The organism is Thermus sp. NMX2.A1 (assembly GCF_000511705.1).
In the GTDB taxonomy this organism is placed as follows: Bacteria; Deinococcota; Deinococci; order Deinococcales; family Thermaceae; genus Thermus; species Thermus scotoductus.
This window is the reverse complement of sequence record NZ_ATNI01000008.1, coordinates 26,073-44,263: the sequence shown is the minus strand read 5'-3', so window position 1 is coordinate 44,263 and position 18,191 is coordinate 26,073. Positions and strand designations below refer to the sequence as shown.

Below are 18,191 nucleotides of genomic sequence, written 5' to 3'. Positions count from 1 at the left end.
GGGTGGTGTTCCAAAACTACTCGCTCTTGCCCTGGCTTTCCGTGTACCAAAACGTGAGGGTAGGGGTGGACTCGGTGCACCGCGAACTTACCGATGCTGAGAGAGCCCGCATCACCGAGAAGTTTCTCCGCATAGTGGGCCTGTGGGAACACCGCCACAAGAAGCCAGGCGAGATCTCCGGGGGGATGAAGCAGCGCACTGCTTTGGCCCGGGCCCTGGCCACCAACCCGAAGATCCTGTTGCTGGATGAACCCTTCGGCGCCCTGGACGCCCTGACACGTACGAACTTGCAAGACGAGCTCTTGAAGGTGTGGGACTCCACCTTGGAGGACAGCTTCCTGAGGGCCATCTGGGGCGGCCAACGCAAGACCATCCTCTTGGTAACCCACGATGTGGAAGAGGCCATCTACCTCTCCGACCGCATTGCGGTGATGAGCAACGGACCCGCCGCCACCATCGGCAAGGTGGTAGAGGTGCCGCTGCCCCGCCCCCGCAACCGGCGGGAGATGCTTCAGAACCGCGCTTACCTGGAGGTCAAGGAAGAACTGCTGCACTTGCTGACTGTGGTCTACGCCCCGGAGCCTCCTAGAAAGCCCGCCTGAGGCCCCCCGCAGGAGGTCAAACCAAGGGCGCCGCTCTTGATGAACCTCCAACCGTGGGATATGTTCCAAGAGGTGTGCTGGCCAAGGCCCGCCGGTTCCCTACCTGGCAGGCCTTTTCCATAGGCCAGACGGCTGCCTGCCTTGCATCCTGCTGGGCGGAGGTATCCAAGCCCATCCAGCGGGCCGAGCCCCCAAATGCCCCCACATAGCGGCGGGAAAGGTAGGTGCGTATACTGGGCGCATGGGGAAAGCCGTTGCCCACCTTAAAAAGCGGTGAAAAAACCACCTGAAGCCCTGAGCCCTTATCCCCACGCCCTTCCCAGGGTTAACCCCAGGAAGACCTAGGCTACCATGAAGGCCAAGGCCCTCATCATCTGGGGCACGGGAAGCGGGGTGGGGAAAAGCTTCCTCACCGCCGGGCTCCTTCGGCATTTCCGCCGCCTGGGCCTTAGGGTGGCTCCCTTCAAGGCCCAGAACATGTCCAACCACTCCCGGGTGGTGGCGGGGGGCGAGATGGCCAGCGCCCAGTGGGTCCAGGCCCAGGCGGCGGGTGTCCCTCCCGAGCCCCGCATGAACCCGGTTCTCCTAAAACCCATGGGGGAACGGGCCTCCCAGGTGATCCTCCTGGGCCAGGTTAGCCCGGAACTTTCGCGGCTTTCCTGGGCCGAGCGGCGGGCCCACCTGGATGGCGTGGTGCAGGAAGCTTTGGCGGGGCTTCTTCAAGACTACGAACTGGTGGTGATCGAGGGGGCGGGAAGCCCCGTGGAGCGGAATCTCTGGCCCGATCTCCCCAACCTGAAGGTGGCCGAGTGGGCAAAGGCCAAGGCCCTCCTGGTGGCGGATGTGGACCAAGGTGGCTCCCTGGCCGCCCTCTACGGCACCTGGGCCCTTCTGGGGGAGCACAGGCCAAGGCTGGTGGGGTTTATCCTCAACAAGTTCCGGGGGGATCTGGAACTTCTAAAACCCGCCTACCGCCTCCTCCAGGACTGGACTGGGGTCCCGGTACTGGGCACCCTGCCCATGCTGGGGCTGGAGCTTCCCGAGGAAGATGGGTTCCGCCATCGCCCTAGGCCTGGCCCGGGCCCCAAGGTGGCCGTCCTCCGCTACCCCCATGCCTCCAACCTGGACGAGTTTTGGCCCTTGAGCGAGCTCGCCCACCTGGTCCATGCCCGCACCCCCAAGGAGGCGGAAGGGGCCTGGCTCCTCATCCTTCCGGGAAGCCGCCTCCCCAGCGAAGACCTCCCTTGGCTTAGAGACTTCCTGCCCCTGATCCAAAACCACCTGGCCCAAAACAAGCCGGTGCTGGCGGTCTGCGGCGGGGCGGAGATGCTCTCGGAGTCTATTTTGGACGAGGAGGGAGTGGAAAAGAGGGGCCTTTTCCCAGGCCTCGGCCTCCTTCCCTTCCAGGTGCGCATGGAAAAGGCCAAGACCGTTTTCGGCCGGCGGGTAAGACTGGAGGGACTGACGGGCTTTTGGGGTAGCTTAAACGGCCTCCAGGTGGAGGGCTACGAGATCCACCATGGCCAGGGCCTCCCCCTTCTGCACCAGGAAGGCTCCCTCCTCGCCACCTGGCTCCATGGCCTTCTGGAAAACCCCGGGGTGCAACGGGCCCTCTTCGGCCGGGAGGCCAGAGGCCTCGAGGAGGCCTTGCAGGAACTGGCGGACGCCCTGGAGCGCCATCTGGACCTGAAGGCCCTCCACCGCGCCCTAGGGCTTTTTGGCAAGGCAAAACCCCTGCCCTCCATGCCGCAAAGCCCGGATCCCCCACAAGGCCCCTTAGCGAGCCGGAGTCCCGATCCGCATGACCCTCGCCCCGGCTTGGTCCTTCTCCTGGGTGGGGCGAAAAGCGGCAAAAGCCGCCACGCCCAGAACCTAGCGGGGCCCTTCGCCACCCTCATCGCCACCGCCGAGGCCCGGGATGAGGAAATGGCGGAAAGAATCGCCCGCCACCGGGCCGAACGCCCCCCCACCTGGGAGATCCTGGAGGAGCCTTTGGACCTGGCGGGAGCCTTAACAAAGGCCCGCTACCCCACGGTGGTGGTGGACTGCCTGACCCTATGGGTCTCCAACCTCCTGGAAAAGGGCCTGGACCCCCTGGAGGAGGCCAAGCGGTTCCTTGAGGCATTGTTCGCTCCGCGAAGCAACGAGGCCCTCCCCCATAGCGGCAAGCGGGTCATCGCCGTCAGCAACGAGGTGGGCATGGGGATCGTTCCCGCCCATCCCTTGGCCCGCCGCTACCGGGACCTTTTGGGGGAGGTGAACGCCCTCTTCGCCCGGGAGGCAGAGGAGGTCTACCTCCTGGTGGCGGGCCGGGCTCTAAGGCTTTAGTGCTCCATTCCCGCCTGGGCCGGGATCCCCTGGTCAAAGGCGTGCTTCACCTTGCGCATCTCCGTGATCGTGTCCGCTAGGTGCAAAAGCTCCTCGGGAGCATCCCGCCCCGTCACCACCACGTGCACGTGCTCGGGACGCACCCTTAAGACCTCAAGGAACTCCTCCAAAGGAATCCAGCCGTAGCGCAAAGGGTAGATGGCCTCGTCCAGGACCACCAGATGGTAAGCGCCGGAGAGGATGGCTTCCTTGGCCCGCCCCCATCCCTCGTAGGCCAACCGGGCCGAAGCCAAAAGGTCGCGGCTTTTCCAAGTGAAGCCATCCCCCAATCCCTCCACGGGAATCCCCAGGGTCGCAAAGGCCCGGTGCTCCCCGAAGCGGGCCGTCTGGTGCTTGATGAACTGGAAGATCCTCACCTTTAGGCCCCGGCCGTGGGCCCTAAGGGCCAGGCCAAAGGCGGCGGTGCTTTTCCCCTTGCCCTCCCCGGTGTAGACCAGAAGGAGGCCCCGTCTCTTTTCCGTGGGCCTGGCGTACGGCTTCACCCGCTTAGGGCTTTCCATAAGGCATAGCCTACCAGTCCCGAAAGCTCCCCCAAGGCGATCATGGCCCCGAGGACATCCCCGTTTAGCCCCCCCAGGCGGGCCACCGCCAAGCGGGCCACCCCATAGGCGGCCAGGAAAACCAGGAGGGCAGGCCAAGGGTAAAGGAGGGGAAAGGGCAGGGCCAGAAGGAAAGCGCCTCCCCAGGGACCTCCCCGGATGAAACCCGCCATTCCCGAATGCAGGAGGGGGTAGCGGTTTAAAAAGGGGAGGACGGCAAAGCGGGCAAAGCCGGGCAGGAGGAGGAGGAAAAGGGGTTCCCTCGCCAAGGCCAAGGCCTGCCAAAGAAGAAGAAGGTAAACCCCTCCCACCCCGAAGGCAAAGGGGCCCAGGTGAGGATCCTTGAGGATGCGAAGCCGCTCCTCTTTGGGCCTTGCGCCCAAAAGGGCATCGGCCAGATCCAAAAGCCCATCCAGGTGCAAAAACCCCGTAAGGCCCAGGAGGAAAGCCAGAAGCAGGGCAGCCAAAAGCCCATCGGGAAGGGGAAGTAAGGACAGGAGCATGAGGGGAAGCCCCAGGGCATAACCCGCCAGGGGGAAGAAAAGGGTACTCCTTCGGAAATCCTCCGGGGTGGCCTCCTTGGGAGCCAAGGGGAAGATGGTGAGAAGGCTTAGGGCCAGGCGCAAGGGGCGCATGGACTACTGGCGGTCGGAAACCCCCGCCTCCTCAAAGGTGGCCATGTGCAGGATGCGGGCCGCAGCCCGAAGAAGGGGCATGGCCAAGACCGCTCCCGTTCCTTCCCCCAGGGCCAGGTGGAGGTCCAGGAGGGGCCTTAGGCCCAGGGCCTCGAGGATGTACCGGTGCCCAGGCTCCCGGGAGAGGTGGCCTGCGAAGAGGTACTCCTTAAGCCCTGGCTCCAACCGGTAGGCCAGAAGGGCCCCAGCGGAAACGGGAAAACCGTCCAAAACCAAGGGCAAACCCTGACGGTACCCCTCCAGGTAGACCCCGGCGATGGCCACAAGCTCCAAACCCCCCACCTCCGCCGCCACCTCCAGGGGATGCTCACCGGGGCGCAGGCGGCTTAGGGCCCGGGCCACCGCCTCCCGTTTCCGCCTAAGCCCCTCCTCCCCCACCCCGGTGCCCGGGCCCACCACCGCCTCCGGGGGAAGACCCAAAAGGGCGGCGGTGAGGGCGCTGGCTGCGGTGGTGTTGCCGATGCCCATATCCCCAGCCGCAAGAAGGGTGGCCCCTTGAGCGATGGCAATGCGGGCTGCCTCCTGGCCCGCCAGAAGGGCCTTTTCCGCCTCCTCCAGGGTCATGGCCGCCTCCCGGGCCAGATTCCCCGTGCCCGGGCGCACCTTGCGCTTTAGAAGCCCCGGGTGCTGGGGCAGGTCCCCCTTGACCCCCACATCCAGGACGTAGACCCGGCAGTCCGCCACCTGCGCCAGCTGGTTGATGGCGGCCCCACCCCGAAGGAAGTTCAGCACCATCTGGTAGGTGACCTCCTGGGGGTAGGCGGAAACCCCTTCCGCCACCACCCCATGGTCGGCGGCGGCCACCACCACCGCCCCCGGGCCCAGCTCGGGCTTTAGCCGCCCTTGGATGGCGGCCAGCCGCACCGCCACCTCCTCCAGGTGGCCCAGGGACCTAGGGGGCTTGGTGAGTCTCTCCATGCGCCTCCACGCTGCTTGCAAGGTTTCACGGTAGTCTATACGGCAAGGAGTATAAGCTTTGGAGCGTGGAACTATGGCTGGTGCGCCACGGGGAAACCCTTTGGAACCGGGAAGGCCGCCTCTTGGGCTGGACCGACCTCCCCCTCACCCCCCTGGGGGAGGCCCAGGCCAAGGCCCTCCGAGGGGTTCTGCCGGGGCTTCCCGCCTTCAGCTCCGACCTGCTTCGGGCCCAAAGGACGGCGGAACTGGCGGGGTTTCAGCCCCAACCCGTCTTCGCCTTAAGGGAAATCCACTTCGGCCTTCTGGAAGGAGCCCTCTGGCAGGAGCTGGACCCCGCCTACCAGGAAGCCCTCCTGCGCTTCCAGGGCTTTGCCCCCCCAGGAGGGGAGAGCCTCGAGGCCTTCCAGGAGCGGGTCCTCCGCTTCCTGGAGGAGATCAAGGCCCCTGCGGTCCTCTTCACCCACGGAGGGGTGATCCGGGCGGCCCTAAGGGCCTTAGGGGAGGACGGCCTTGTCCAGCCGGGAAGCGCCGTGGTTCTGGACTGGCCTAAGCGGGTCCTGGACCGCTTGATTCCAAACCCGTGAGCCTCCTTCTGGCTCTTCTCTTGGACTTCCTCTTTGGGGAACCCCCTGCCCGGTTCCACCCCGTGGTGCTCATGGGCCGGTACCTGGCCTGGGCCTGGCCCCAGGTGCGGGGTTTCTGGACGGGGGCCTTCTACTGGACCCTGGGGGCCCTCCTCTTCACCCTCCCCGCCCTTTTCCTGGACCTGATCCTCAGGCCCTTGGCCTGGGGCTGGCTTCTTCTGGGGCTTTTCCTCAAGCCCCTCTTCAGCTTGAGGATGCTCCTTTGGGAGGTGGGTAGGGTGGAGGAAGCCCTGTCCTATGGGCCTCTGCAGGGGCCGGATTCCCTTGCAGAAGCCCGGCGGCGCCTAGCCCGGATCGTGAGCCGCCCCACAGAAGACTTTTCCCCAGAGGAGGTTCGGGAAGCCGCCTTGGAAAGCCTTGGGGAGAACCTTTCCGATAGCGTCATCGCCCCTCTCCTCTATTACGCCCTCTTGGGGCTGGCCGGAGCCGCCCTGTACCGGTACGCCAACACCGCCGATGCCATGTGGGGCTACCTCGAGCACGGAAGGAGGGGAGCGTTTGCCGCCCGGGCCGACGACCTTTTAAACCTGGTCCCGGCCCGGATCACGGGCCTTCTCCTTTGCCCTCCCCGGCTCTGGCCCAGGCTCCTCCAGGAAGCCAGGAAGACGCTTTCCCCCAATGCCGGCTTCCCCATGGCCGCCTTGGCCTTGAGGCTAGGGGTGCGCCTGCGTAAGCGGGGAGCCTACGCCTTAAACGCCTCTGCCCCCTCCCCCACGCCCAAGACCACCCACCAGGCCTTGCGGCTAGCCCTAGCGGTGGGCTACGGCGCGGGCTTCCTCCTGGCCCTTCTCACCCTGGGGCGGTAGCTAAAGAGCTTTTCCCCGTTGTCCCAAGGGGGGCTTGGGTGTATATTCCCGTATCGGGGCGCAAGGCAGTTTAGAACCAGCCCTGCTCTCCCCGCTTGGATATGAACCCGCATACCTCACCCTCCAGCAAACCTCCGGAGGAAGGACAGTACCCCTGGTGGAAGGTCCTCTGCCTGACAGGGGTTGATCTCTTCTCCTCCCTGGGCTACCAGCCGGGGATCGCCCTTTTGGCCGCGGGGCTCCTGTCCCCTTTGGCCAACCTGGCCCTGGTTCTCTTCGCCTTCCTGGCGGTCTACCCTGTCTACCGCCGGGTGGCGGAGGAAAGCCCACACGGCGAGGGATCCATAGGGCTTCTCACCCGGTTGATCCCCGGCTGGCGAGGCAAGCTCTTGGTTTTGGTGGTCCTGGGCTTCTTGGCCACGGACTTCATGATCACCATCACCCTCTCCGCCGCCGACGCCGCCGTTCACATCCTGGGCAACCCCCTGGCTCCTTCCTGGCTTCAGGGACACCAGGTGGGCCTCACCCTTCTGCTTATTGGCCTCCTGGGCTTCGTCTTCTACCTGGGGTTCCGGGAGGCCATCGGCCTGGCGGTGCCCATCACCCTGGGGTATCTCTTCCTTAACGGAATAGTCCTCCTCTCCGCTCTGCCCCACGTGCGCCCGGAGCACCTGGAGGACTGGTGGCGGAAGCTCCTTTCCAGCCAGCCCGACCCCCTGGGCCTGGTGCTGGCCACAGCCCTAGCCTTTCCCAAGCTGGCCCTGGGGCTTTCCGGTTACGAAACCGGGGTGGCCGTCATGCCCTTGATCCGGGGCCTGCCCGGGGATACCCCGGAGCGCCCCTGGGGCCGCATCCGGGGAACGCACCGCCTCCTCTTCACCGCGGCCCTCGTCATGGGCATCTTCCTCTTAGGGGCGGGATTCGCCACCACCCTCCTCATCCCCCAGGAGCTATGGGGCAGCGAGGAGGTTTCCGGCAGGGCAATAAGCTTTCTGGCCCACCGCTACCTGGGGGAAGACTTCGGCACCCTTTACGACCTCTTTTCCATCGTCATCCTCTGGTTCGCTGGGGCCAGCGCCATGGCGGGTCTCCTTACCATCGTCCCCCGCTACCTTCCCCGCTTTGGCATGGCCCCGGAATGGGCTAGGAAACAACGTCCCATGGTCCTTTTCTTCACCGGGGTGGCCTTTGCCCTCACTCTTCTTTTCCAGGCCCGGGTAGAGGCCCAGGCAGCTGCCTACGCCACCGGCGTGCTGGTGGTCATGACCTCCGCTGCCCTTTCGGCGGCCCTGCTGGCGGAGCAGGAGAAGCGTCCCGAAAGCGGGTACTACCGCCTCCTCCTCCCCCTCTTCGCCTATGTGCTTCTGGCCAACATCCTGGAGCGACCGGATGGGGTGAAGATCGCCTCCTTTTTCATTGCGGCCACCCTGATCATCTCCCTGCTCTCCCGGACCCTGCGGGCGTTTGAACTCAGGGTGGAGGGCTTCCAGCTGGACGAGATGGCCGAGCAATTTGTGTCCCAGCTTAAGGCGCAGGAAGCCCCCATCCGCCTGGTGGCCCACCGGCCGGAGCGGGGAGGCCGGGGGGTGTACTGGGAGAAGGAGCGCCGCATCCGCGAGGCCACTCACATCCCGGTGGGGGATCCCATTTACTTCGTGGAGGTGTTTGTGCAGGATCCTTCGGAGTTCACCGCCCAAGCCCGGGTCTGGGGGGTGGACCGCCCTGAGGCCCGCATCTTCCGCATCCTGGGTACAGCGGCGCCCAATACCCTGGCTGCTTTTTTGCTCTACCTGAGAAACCGCACCGGCCGACGGCCCCACATTTACTTCGAGTGGTCAGACGAGGGACCCCTGCAAGCTGCCTTGGACTTCCTCCTTTTCGGGGAAGGGGATGTACCCACCCTTACCCATGAGATCCTGCGCCGCACCGAACCCGATCGGAGCCAGCGCCCCTTCGTGCACGTGGGGGGCTAGCGCCGCCAGTGCTTCAGGATTCCTGCCCCCAGGATGGTCATGGGTACCGCCAGGAATATACCCAGAAAACCGAAGAGCTTGCCGAAGGCGAAGATGGCAAGGAGCACCAGGGCGGGATGGAAACCCACGGTGCGGCCGTAGATGTACGGGATGAGGACCTTGCCCTCCAGTAGGGCGATCCCCCCGTAGCCCAAAAGCACCAGCAAGGCCACCAAAGGCCCCTTGGCCGAAAGGGCCACCAGAAAAGCCAGCAAGGCGGTGGCGATGCCGCCCACGAAGGGTACCACCTCCAGAACCCCACCCAAGACCCCTAGAGCAAAGGGGCTGGGAACCCCCAGGAACAAAAGCCACCCGCCGAAGAGAAGGGCGAAGGAAAGGGCGATGAGGAACTGGGCCCGGGCCCAGTAGCCCATCCGCCTCCAGGTGTCCTCCAGCACCTCGGTCCAGCCGCTCCCCGGGAGATAGGGGGCAACCCTGGCCACCAAATGGGGCTCGAGGGCAATCATCACCGCCAGGACCAAGGCCAAAACCAGCTGGGAAACCGTTTCCCCCACCCTCAGGAGGAGATCCCCGGCCACGTGGGCGGAGGTGAAAAGCGAAGAGGCCAGGTCGGGAAGGGTAAGCCCCAGGTTGTCCTCCAGCCACCTCAGGACCTGGGGCAAAACCTCACCCAGATGGTGGAACTGGAGGACAAGGAGGGGTGCGGCCAGGTAAAACCCCAGGCCCATGGCGCCCAAAACCAAGAGGTAGGCCAGGAAAACCGCGGAAGGCCGGGGGAACCTTCGCGCAAAGAGCCCCACCAGGGGATCCAAAGCCCCGGCCAGGGTAAAGGCCAGGAAGACCCAAAGAAGAAGGCTATAGAGGTGGGAAAGGGCCCAAAGGAAAAGGAGGAAAAGGGCCAGGCTCAAAAAAAAGCGGCGTACGGGAGGCGTTTCCATCCGGTCTAACCCTCCTCAGGATAATATCCCTACTTCATGAGGGGCCACACAAGTCCCTTGGTTAAGGCACAACCGGGCCCCCAGCCCGCCTGGCGGCGGGCTGGGGGTGGTTTACCGGGACCCCGCGTGGGGTGGCATAAGGCCCTTGACCGGTTGCGGGCCAGGGTATCCTGCAGGGCTTGGGGGGCCTTCCACTCCCCGACAGGGCCCGGGATCATCCCGGAACCCCCGCTGGCCAAAAGCCCCCTCGGGACCTAGCGACCCAGGTGGAGTAAATACCGGAAGCCAAGGGGCGGTACGGCCACTTCCTTGCGGTAGGTCCGCCCCTCCAGGGGGTCCCGCCAGCCACCTGGGGGCAGGGGTAGGGTGGCGGCCTCCACCCCGCTATTGAAGGCGGCAAGCACCTCCCCTTCCCCCGGCTCCCCCCGGAGGAAAGCCAGCAGGTAACCCTCGCCATAGTAACTGCGAAAAACCGCGCTCCGAAGGGCGGGAAGCTCCCGGCGTAGCCCGGCCAAGGTCTGGTAGAAGACCAGGGTTTCCCCGTGGCACTTCTCCCACTGGAAAGGATACCGGTTGAGCTCGTGGGGGGGGTCGGCTGGCCTTTCCCCGGTGAAACCGCACTCATCCCCCTGGAAGGTTACGGGGAGACCGGGAAGGGCGTAGAGCATGGCCGCCGCAAGCCGCTGCCGGGCCCTGGCTTCCGGGCTGGGAACGTCCTTCAGGCCCCCGCCCCCAAGCTCGGTAAGGAGGCGGGCCGTGTCGTGGGAGGTGATCAAGTTGAAGCCCATCCCGGCCACCGCCTCCGGGTAAAAGGCGTAAACCCGGGCCAGGTCCGCCAAGGCCCGGCGGGCGTTGTACAGGGCCAGGCTTCCCCCCTTGGCAAAGCGAAGGAGGATATCCCGGCCGATGGCGTAGTTCATCAGGGAGTCAAACTCATCCCCCCGGAGCCAGCTAGGATCCCTCTGCCAGATCTCCGCCACCAGGTAGGCGTCGGGCTTGATGGCCTTCAGTTCGGCCCGCATTTCCTTAAAGAAAGCGTGAGGATTTAGCACATCCCCGGGCACATCCACCCGCACCCCGTCAAAGCCGAAGCGGATCCAGTACTTGGCCACCTCGATCAGGTAGTGCTTCACTCCCGGGTCGGCGGTATTCAGTTTGGGGAGGCTACCCAGGCCCCACCATCCCTCGTAGGCGGAACCATCGCCGGGCAGGAAGGGCCAGCGCTTGATGAAGTACCAGTTCCAGTAAGGGGACCTAGGCCCCCGCCGCACCACATCCTGGAAGGCCCAGAAGCCCAAGCCGGTGTGGTTGGGCACAAAGTCAAAGATCACCCGCATGCCGAGGCGATGGGCCTCGTCCAGCAGCTTGCGCAAGAGGGATTTGTCGCCGAACTTGGGGGAAACCTTGAGGTAGTCGTGGGTGTCGTAGCCGTGGGCCGACCCGGAATCAAAGATGGGATTCAGGTAGAGGACGCTAACCCCCAGCGCCTTTAGGTAAGGAAGCTTGGCCAGCACCCCGGCAAGATCCCCCCCGAAGTACTGGTGGCAGCAGTGCAGGGGCGAGGGGGGATCGCTCCAGTGGGAGAGATGGGGCTTGGGCCCGGAGGAGCGCTGCCACACCTGGTTAAAGCGGTACTCGTCGGTTTCCAGGGCCAGGGCGTCGTTGCCGGGATCCCCGTTGTAGAAGCGCTCGGGGAAGATCTGGTAACCCACCCCCTCGCCTACCCAGGCCACCTCGGCAAAGGGCCTTTCGGGAGGGTTAAAGGGACCGAACACCTCCTCCTTCCCATCCTGGGTCCGCACCCGGATGCGGTAGGCTCCCACGCCCCCAGGTAAGGTCCCACGCCAAACCTCGCTTCCCGGAAAACTCAGTTGCAGGTGCATGGGGACCCTCTTTCCTTCCACCTCTACCCAGGCGGCCGCCACCGCCCCCTCCCCCGCCCGGAAGCGCACGGAAAGCTTGCCGTCGGCATGGGAGACAAACTGGGCGTCCAACGGATCATGGGTGAAGTCCAGGGCCACGGGCCCCGCAGGAGGGGTGGGGGCTACCGGAGCCTGGACCACGATCACGGCGTTCTGACCCCCAAAGCCATCGTCCACACACCCTGCCGCCTTCGGGTCCACCATGGGCGTGCCGAAGGTGGGATCGTTGCACATGTCCCTGGGCCACTGGCCGTTGATGAAGAACTTGTACTGGTGCTCCCCTGGATCCAGGTCCACGGTTACCGCCCAGGACCCGTCCTCCTTCTGCATGGGGGTTTCCCCCCAGCTGTTGAAGGAGCCCCGGAGGCTTACCGAGCGCACCTCGAGGCCCGAAGGGGGTGTGTAGCGGAAGGTCACCGGGACCGCCAGGGCCAGGCTAAGCCATACCCACACCGCCAGGATTCTTCCCATATCCCCTCCTTTTCCTATCCACATAGAAGCGCTTCCATCATACTTCCTTCGCCTCTTTCGGCAACCGCAAACCGGACTTGCGTCCTAAATCCCCCATCCGCCAGTGTATTCCTCTTCACTTCGGAGGAAGCCATATCCGGCCCCGGCAAGGCCCTCCGGAATACCATGGATGCATGCACCTGAGCGGTATCCCCACCCAGCACTGCTCCTCCGGGTGTTCCGGGCCATTTGCTGCCCCGGCACCCAGGTGAACGTGCTGAGCCGGGCAACGGGTGGAACCCGGATAAGGAGGCGGTTGTGCTAGCAGGCTCCATCCTGACTCCCCAAGGCTTCGTACAGGGCAGGCTTCACTTCAGCGAGCGCATAGAGGCCATAGAGGAGGCTCCCGTGAAGGGCCCTTACATCCTCCCGGGCTTCCTGGACCTCCACGTGCACGGGGGAGGCGGAAGGGAGGTGATGGAGGGCCAGGAGGGAGTAGAAGCCACCTTGCGCTTCCACCTCCAGCACGGCACCACAGGCCTCCTCGCCACCACCGTCACTGCTCCCCTGGCCGATCTGGAAAGAACTCTCAAAGGAGCGCAGGCGGCCATGGAAGGCCCTTGGGGAAAGGCCCTTCTGGGCGTTCACCTGGAGGGTCCTTTCATCAGCCCAAACCGCCTGGGAGCCCAGCCCCCCTTCCCCCTTCCCCCGGACCGGGAAATAGCCAGCCATCTTCTCTCCCTGGCTCCCGTGCGGGTGGTGACCCTAGCCCCCGAGCTTCTCGGGGCCTTAGAACTCATCCGCTTCCTGGCGGAAAAGGGCATTCGGGTCCAGCTCGGGCACACGGGAGCCCGCTACGAGGAGGCCCTATCCGCCCTGGAGGCAGGGGCGGTGGGCTTCACCCACCTCTATAACGCCATGACCGGCCTGCACCACCGGGCCCCGGGAGTGGTGGGCCTGGCCCTGGAACGGGGGAAATGGGCCGAGATCATCCCCGATGGCCTGCATGTGCACCCGGCCGCCATCCGGCTGGCTTTGAAGACCATTCCCGGGCTGTACTTTGTGAGCGACGCTGTGGCCGCGGCGGGGATGCCGGAGGGCACCTATCCCCTGGGGGCCCATCGGGTGGAAAAGCGGAAGGAGGGAGTGTGGCTGGGAGAGTCCTTGGCGGGGAGCACCCTTACCCTGGACCAGGCCTTAAGGAACCTGGTGGCCTTTCGCGTGCCCTTGGAGGAGGCGGCCAAGCGGCTATCCCTGTACCCGGCCCGATACCTGCGCCTTTCGGACCGGGGGGAGATCGCCTTGGGGAAGCGGGCGGATCTCGTGGTGCTGGACGAGGCCCTAAGGGTGCTGGAGGTGTACCTGGAAGGGGAACAGCTGGCGTGGGAAGGCTCCACTCGGAACTAGGGTACAGAACGCCTCGGGAAACCCTAGGGGAGGCCCGTGAGATTTTACATGGGGGGTAGGTAGTACGGACTTAGGGGCACAAGCTACCAAGTTAGGTGTGGAGGACGGGACGTTAAGCTTTCCATGTAAGGGGGTAATTATGTTCGTAGATCTGAACGTCGACGCTGGGGAATCCTATGGGACCTTTACCTACGGTCACGATCGGGAAATCTTTCCCCTGGTGACCTCGGTGAACCTGGCCTGCGGCTTTCATGGGGGAAGCCCCACCCGCATAAGGGAGGCGGTGACTCTTGCCAAGGCCCATGGGGTGGCGGTGGGAGCCCACCCGGGCTTCCCCGACCTGGTGGGTTTTGGTCGCAGGGATATGGCCCTGAGCCCCGAGGAAGTCTATGCGGACGTCCTCTACCAGATAGGAGCCCTCTACGCCTTCCTGAAGACGGAAGGGTTAAGCCTTCACCACGTGAAGCCCCACGGGGCCCTCTACCTCAGAGCCTGTCGCGACCGGGAAACCGCCCGGGCCATCGCCGAGGCGGTGAAGGCCTTTGACCCCGAAGTGCCCTTGGTGGTGCTTCCCAGCACGGTGTACGAGGAGGAGGCCCGGAGGGCAGGGCTAAGGGTGGTCCTCGAGGCTTTTCCCGAACGGGCGTATCTGAAAAACGGCCAGCTGGCCCCCCGCTCCCTCCCGGGAAGCTGGATCAGCGATCCCAAGGAGGCAGCCAGGCGGGCCCTCAGGATGGTTCTAGAAGGAAAAGTCGAGGCCCTGGATGGCGGGGAAGTGGAGGTCAAGGCGGAAACCCTTTGCATCCACGGGGACAACCCCAACGCCCCCGAGGTGGCACTGGCGGTGCGCAAGGCGCTGGAGGAAGCAGGGATAGAGGTGAGACCCTTCTAGAAAGCAGTCGGCTCATCGCCAGGTCCCTTTTCTCCACAAAGGCGTAGACTTCCCTCATAGCCCTCTTCTTAAGTCCGCTAATCCTGTAAACCATTCCAGTTTAAAGCGTTAAGCCCAGGGGGGCTGACCCCCCTGGGCTTCCTTCAGGTTTCGGTCAGGTGCCAGCGTACCTCGAGGCCCGAAGCCCCGCCTGGGCTGCGGCAAGCCGGGCGGTAAGCACCCTGAAGGGGCTCGCCGAGGTGTAATCCAGGAGGTCGGCCACAAAGGCCACGCTGCGGGCCTCGCCCCCATGTTCCCCGCAAAGCCCTACCTTAAGCCTGGGGTTAGCCCGCTTCCCTTCCTGCACCGCAAGCCGAAGAAGCCTTCCCACCCCCTTCTCGTCCAGGCGCTCCGTGGGGTCGAAGGGGAAAAGCCCTTCCTCCACATACTGGGGCAGGAACTTCCCGGCATCGTCCCGGGAAAGACCAAAGGCCATCTGGGTGAGGTCGTTGGTGCCAAAGCTGAAAAAGTCCACCAGGGGAGCGATCTCCGAAGCCAGAAGGGCCGCCCTTGGAGTCTCGACCATGGTGCCGAAGGGAATGGGGCCGTACTCCCGGAAAAGCTCCTCCGCCAGGGCCTTGGCCCTTTCCACCTCCTTGGGATCTGCCACCAGGGGAACCATGACCTCCGGGCGGGGATCAAAACCCTCTTCCCTTAGCTCTTTGGCCGCTTCCAGGAGGGCCCGAAGCTGCATGCGGAAGATGCCCGGCCTGAGGAGCAAAAGCCGGATGCCCCGAAAGCCCAGCATGGGGTTCTGCTCCGCCAGGGCCTTGGCCCGCTCCCAAAGGGCCTTGGCCTCCTCGTCCCCGGCCTCCGCCTGCGCCTTCAGTTCCTCGAGGGAGGGCAGGAACTCGTGGAGGGGAGGATCCAGGAGGCGTACGGTCACCGGGAGGCCATCCATGGCCCTGAGGATGCCCTTGAAGTCCTCCTTTTGGAAGACGAAAAGCCGCTCCAAGGCCTCGGCTTCCTCCTCCGGGGTGCGGGCCAGGATCAACCGCCGAACCCAAGGCAGGCGTTCCTCCTGGAAAAACATGTGCTCGGTACGGCAAAGCCCGATCCCCTCGGCGCCGAAAGCCCGGGCCCTTTCGGCGTCCAGGGGGGTATCGGCGTTGGCCCTGACCCCCAGGGAACGGTGAGGCTCCGCCCAGGAAAGAAGCTTATGCAAAAGCTCCTCCTCGGCCGCTTCAGCCAGGGGCACCGCTCCCAGGTAAACCTCCCCGGTGCTCCCGTCCAGGGTAAGCAGCTCCCCCTCCCGGATCTCCAGGCCGTCCACCCAGGCCCGACCTTCCTCGGGAACCACCCTCAAGGCTTCCGCCCCCACCACCGCCGGCACCCCCAGGCCCCGGGCCACCACCGCCGCATGGGAGGTCAAGCCCCCCCGGGCGGTGAGGATTCCCTTGGAAAGGTACATGCCGGTGATGTCCTCGGGGGTGGTTTCCGGGCGCACCAGGATGGTGGGAAGCCCTTGGGCGGCGTAGCGCTCCGCCGCCTCGTTGCTGAAGACCGCATGGCCGAACGCCGCCCCTGGGCTTGCGGGAAGGCCCCGCAGAATGGGTTTGGGAGCCTTCTCCCGGTCCACGGTGGGCTTGAGGAGGCCGGGCAGGGCGTTGGCCTCCACCCGGAGCACGGCCTCCTCCTTGCTGATCAGGCCCTCCTCCGCCATCTCCACGGCGATGCGTACCGCGGCCTGGGCGGTGCGCTTGCCGGAGCGGGTTTGGAGCAGGTAGAGCCTCCCCCGTTCCACGGTGAACTCAAAATCCTGCATGTCGCGGAAGTGGCGCTCCAAGAGGTGGGCCACCCGCTCAATTTCCCTATAGAGCTCGGGGGCGTACTCCTTGAGGCGGGAAAGGGGCTCAGGGGTGCGGATACCCGCCACCACATCCTCACCCTGGGCGTTCCGCAGGTATTCCCCGTAGAGGCCCTTCTCCCCGGTGGCGGGGTTGCGGGTAAAGCCCACCCCGGTCCCCGAGTCCTCCCCCAGGTTCCCGTAGACCATGGCCTGGACCACCACCGCCGTGCCCAGGTCCTCCGGGATGCCGTAGATGCGGCGGTAGGTTTTGGCCCGGGGATTCAGCCAGCTGCGGAAGACCGCCTCGATGGCCCCTTGCAGCTGAAGCCAGGGGTCCATGGGGAAGGGCGTGCCCCGCTCTTGCAGGTGGCGCAGGTATTGGAAGGAAAGGGCCTCGAGGTCCTCGGGGGAAAGCTCCGTGTCGCTTTGCACACCCCGCTTCTCCTTCAAGGCGGAGAGCATGCCCTCAAAAACCTCCGCCCTCTCCCCCAAGACCACCTCCCCGTACATGGAAAGGAGCCTTCTGAAGGCATCCCAAGCGAAGCGGGGATTCCCCGTGGCCCGGGCCAGGCTTTCCACTCCTTCCAAGGAGAGGCCCAGGTTGAGGATGGTGTCCATCATCCCGGGCATGGACACCGGGGCCCCGCTCCGCACGGAAACCAAAAGGGGAGGGGTGCTCCCCTCCCCTGTGCCGAAGCGCTTGCCTACTAGGCCCTCGAGGGCCGCCAGCTTGGCCCGGACCTCCTCCCACAGGCCCGGCACCGCCCCCTGCTTGAGGAAGCGGCGGCAAGCCTCCGTGGTGATGACCAGGGCCGGGGGAACGGGAAGCCCCGCCTGGGCCATCTCCACCAGCCCAAACCCCTTGCCGCCCAAGAGATCCCGGGAAAGGCCCCGGGCCTCGGAAAGCAGATACACCTGCGTGTGCGTACCCACGCCCCCAGTTTCCCCCTGGGTATGGAAACGTGGAAAGGTGTAAGGTCCGGAGGTCTACACCGCTTCGTGCCCTACCCACCCCGGCCCGGTTATGGGTAGGCTTTTCCCGTGGACTCGAGGCTCGTGGCCCTCCTCTTCGGCGTGCTCCTCGGAACGGTGAGCGAAAGCAGCCTGGCCCCTGCCCTCCCCCTCCTGGCCCGGATCTACGGGGTAGGTCCGGATACCGCCCAGCAGGCGGTTTCCGCTGGGCTTTTGGGAGCGGCCTTGGCCTATTTGCCCGTGGCCTGGCTGGCCCGCCACCTGGGTGCCGCACGGCTTTTCCGCCTGGGCCTGATCCTGCACGCCGCCTTGGCCTTGGCCCTAGCCCTGGCCTCCAGCCTTCCCTACCTCATCCTCCTCCGCCTGGCTCAGGGAGTGGCCACCGCCATGGTGGTGGGCCTGGTACCCGGCCTGGCCACCAGCGCCTTTCCCCAGGCCCGAGGTTACGCCATGGGCATGGTGGCCAGCACCGTGGCCACCGGCACCCTCTTGGGCCCCGCCCTTGGAGGTTTGGCCGCCACCTGGGGCCTTTCCTATGTCTTTCTCCTCCCCCTTCCCGTGGGGCTTCTCGCCCTCTTCCTCTCGGGCAATCTTCCGGAACTTCCCAGGCAGGAAGGCTCTCTAAGGCGCTTGCTCGAGGCCTCTGGGTTCCTTCAGGCCCTCGCGGCCACCTCCCTGTACTTCCTCCACACCCTGGGCACCACCGTGGCCTTGGCCTTCCACCTGGGGGCAGAGGGGTTCTCCCCCAGCGCCATCGGCACCCTTCTCCTCCTCAATCCCTTGCAACTTCTCCTCCTGGGAGCCTGGGCTGGCCGCACCGCGGACCGCCTGGGGTACAACCGCATGTCCCTCCTCGGGGCCTACCTCCTGGTGGCCGCGGGCGTGGGCTTCGCCCTCTTGCCCCTTTGGCATCCCCTCTGGGGCTCGGCCTTGGGGCTCCTCCTCCTGGGGATAGGACGGGCCCTTTTTCAAGCGGCCAACAACGCCCTGGTGCTTTCCCTGGCGCCTGGGGGCCTCGAGGGGCTGGCCTCGGGTGCCCTGTCCGTGGCCCGGGCCCTGGGCCAAGCCCTGGGAAGCGCCCTGGCCGGGGGTTCCCTGGCCTTCTTCTACGCCGTCCTTCCCAACCACCGCCTGGCCTTCGCCGCCACCCTCTTGCTCCTCACAGGCCTCATGGGCCTCTCCGCCTGGCTGGTGCGGGCCAGGGGTTAAGGGCCAGG

Annotated in this window: 14 protein-coding genes; 8 read left to right on the top strand and 6 right to left on the bottom strand. The window is 65.4% G+C overall.

The window, feature by feature from the left end; translation table 11 throughout:
- Positions 1 to 602 (top strand): ABC transporter ATP-binding protein (locus TNMX_RS00345; protein WP_038028243.1); only part of this gene is annotated, 602 nt, incomplete at its 5' end.
- A gap of 351 nt (positions 603 to 953) precedes the next feature.
- Positions 954 to 2,930, top strand: a complete 1,977-nt coding sequence (locus TNMX_RS00340) for a cobyric acid synthase (protein WP_038028242.1) — start codon at positions 954 to 956, stop codon at positions 2,928 to 2,930.
- Here the strand turns inward: TNMX_RS00340 and cobO are convergent.
- Genes cobO through cobT form a run of 3 tightly spaced genes read right to left on the bottom strand, consistent with a single transcriptional unit; the run spans position 2,927 to position 5,181 of the window.
- Complete coding sequence (cobO, locus tag TNMX_RS00335) at positions 2,927 to 3,490, bottom strand: cob(I)yrinic acid a,c-diamide adenosyltransferase (RefSeq protein ID WP_038028241.1); 564 nt, start codon at positions 3,488 to 3,490, stop codon at positions 2,927 to 2,929. The two genes, TNMX_RS00340 and cobO, sit on opposite strands and share 4 nt — an antisense overlap.
- A complete protein-coding gene (locus TNMX_RS00330; RefSeq protein WP_038028239.1) occupies positions 3,469 to 4,164 on the bottom strand; it encodes an adenosylcobinamide-GDP ribazoletransferase in 696 nt (231 codons plus the stop codon). The genes cobO and TNMX_RS00330 overlap by 22 nt, the downstream gene beginning before the upstream one ends.
- A gap of 3 nt (positions 4,165 to 4,167) precedes the next feature.
- Positions 4,168 to 5,181 (bottom strand): nicotinate-nucleotide--dimethylbenzimidazole phosphoribosyltransferase, encoded by a 1,014-nt coding sequence (cobT, locus tag TNMX_RS00325; RefSeq protein ID WP_038028238.1) that lies wholly within the window; start codon positions 5,179 to 5,181, stop codon positions 4,168 to 4,170.
- A 26-nt stretch (positions 5,182 to 5,207) separates the two neighbouring features.
- Between cobT and TNMX_RS00320 the strand changes: the two genes are divergently transcribed.
- From TNMX_RS00320 to TNMX_RS00310, 3 genes are all read left to right on the top strand, one after another.
- The gene (locus TNMX_RS00320; protein WP_038028237.1) at positions 5,208 to 5,726 is read left to right on the top strand and encodes a histidine phosphatase family protein; all 519 of its coding nucleotides are present in this window, start codon (positions 5,208 to 5,210) and stop codon (positions 5,724 to 5,726) included.
- On the top strand, positions 5,723 to 6,592 hold the full coding sequence (gene cbiB, locus TNMX_RS00315) for an adenosylcobinamide-phosphate synthase CbiB (protein WP_038028235.1): 870 nt from the start codon (positions 5,723 to 5,725) through the stop codon (positions 6,590 to 6,592). The genes TNMX_RS00320 and cbiB overlap by 4 nt, the downstream gene beginning before the upstream one ends.
- Before the next feature lie 101 nt (positions 6,593 to 6,693).
- Positions 6,694 to 8,565, top strand: a complete 1,872-nt coding sequence (locus TNMX_RS00310; protein ID WP_038028234.1) for an amino acid transporter — start codon at positions 6,694 to 6,696, stop codon at positions 8,563 to 8,565.
- Here the strand turns inward: TNMX_RS00310 and TNMX_RS00305 are convergent.
- Positions 8,562 to 9,503: an AI-2E family transporter gene (locus TNMX_RS00305; protein ID WP_038028233.1), complete on the bottom strand. Its 942-nt coding sequence runs from the start codon at positions 9,501 to 9,503 to the stop codon at positions 8,562 to 8,564. The genes TNMX_RS00310 and TNMX_RS00305 overlap by 4 nt on opposite strands.
- A 254-nt stretch (positions 9,504 to 9,757) precedes the next feature.
- Entirely contained in the window at positions 9,758 to 11,896 is a 2,139-nt protein-coding gene (locus tag TNMX_RS00300; protein ID WP_038028232.1) for an alpha-amylase family glycosyl hydrolase, read from the bottom strand.
- A gap of 297 nt (positions 11,897 to 12,193) precedes the next feature.
- On the opposite strand from TNMX_RS00300, the gene nagA reads away from it, so the two are divergent.
- Together nagA and TNMX_RS00290 are read left to right on the top strand one after the other, a co-directional pair.
- Entirely contained in the window at positions 12,194 to 13,282 is a 1,089-nt protein-coding gene (gene nagA, locus TNMX_RS00295) for an N-acetylglucosamine-6-phosphate deacetylase (RefSeq protein ID WP_038028231.1), read from the top strand.
- Between the two features lie 139 nt (positions 13,283 to 13,421).
- Positions 13,422 to 14,174 carry a LamB/YcsF family protein gene (locus TNMX_RS00290; RefSeq protein ID WP_038028230.1) on the top strand — a complete coding sequence of 251 codons (753 nt, stop codon included), beginning with the start codon at positions 13,422 to 13,424 and terminating at the stop codon, positions 14,172 to 14,174.
- Positions 14,175 to 14,328: 154 nt separating this feature from the next.
- On the opposite strand, the gene ppdK is transcribed toward TNMX_RS00290, so the two are convergent.
- On the bottom strand, positions 14,329 to 16,935 hold the full coding sequence (ppdK, locus tag TNMX_RS00285) for a pyruvate, phosphate dikinase (protein ID WP_038028229.1): 2,607 nt from the start codon (positions 16,933 to 16,935) through the stop codon (positions 14,329 to 14,331).
- A 108-nt stretch (positions 16,936 to 17,043) separates the two neighbouring features.
- Here ppdK and TNMX_RS00280 point away from each other — a divergent pair, with 108 nt between their 5' ends.
- A complete protein-coding gene (locus TNMX_RS00280; protein WP_038028228.1) occupies positions 17,044 to 18,183 on the top strand; it encodes an MFS transporter in 1,140 nt (379 codons plus the stop codon).
- The last annotated feature ends 8 nt before the right edge of the window (positions 18,184 to 18,191 follow it).

Excerpts from the sequence above, each read along its gene's own strand:
- TNMX_RS00340 (WP_038028242.1), top strand. The coding sequence starts at position 954 with ATGAAGGCCAAGGCCCTCATCATCTGGGGCACGGGAAGCGGGGTGGGG.
- cobO (WP_038028241.1), bottom strand. The coding sequence starts at position 3,490 with ATGGAAAGCCCTAAGCGGGTGAAGCCGTACGCCAGGCCCACGGAAAAG.
- TNMX_RS00330 (WP_038028239.1), bottom strand. The coding sequence starts at position 4,164 with ATGCGCCCCTTGCGCCTGGCCCTAAGCCTTCTCACCATCTTCCCCTTG.
- TNMX_RS00310 (WP_038028234.1), top strand. The coding sequence starts at position 6,694 with ATGAACCCGCATACCTCACCCTCCAGCAAACCTCCGGAGGAAGGACAG.
- TNMX_RS00305 (WP_038028233.1), bottom strand. The coding sequence starts at position 9,503 with ATGGAAACGCCTCCCGTACGCCGCTTTTTTTTGAGCCTGGCCCTTTTC.
- TNMX_RS00300 (WP_038028232.1), bottom strand. The coding sequence starts at position 11,896 with ATGGGAAGAATCCTGGCGGTGTGGGTATGGCTTAGCCTGGCCCTGGCG.
- TNMX_RS00290 (WP_038028230.1), top strand. The coding sequence starts at position 13,422 with ATGTTCGTAGATCTGAACGTCGACGCTGGGGAATCCTATGGGACCTTT.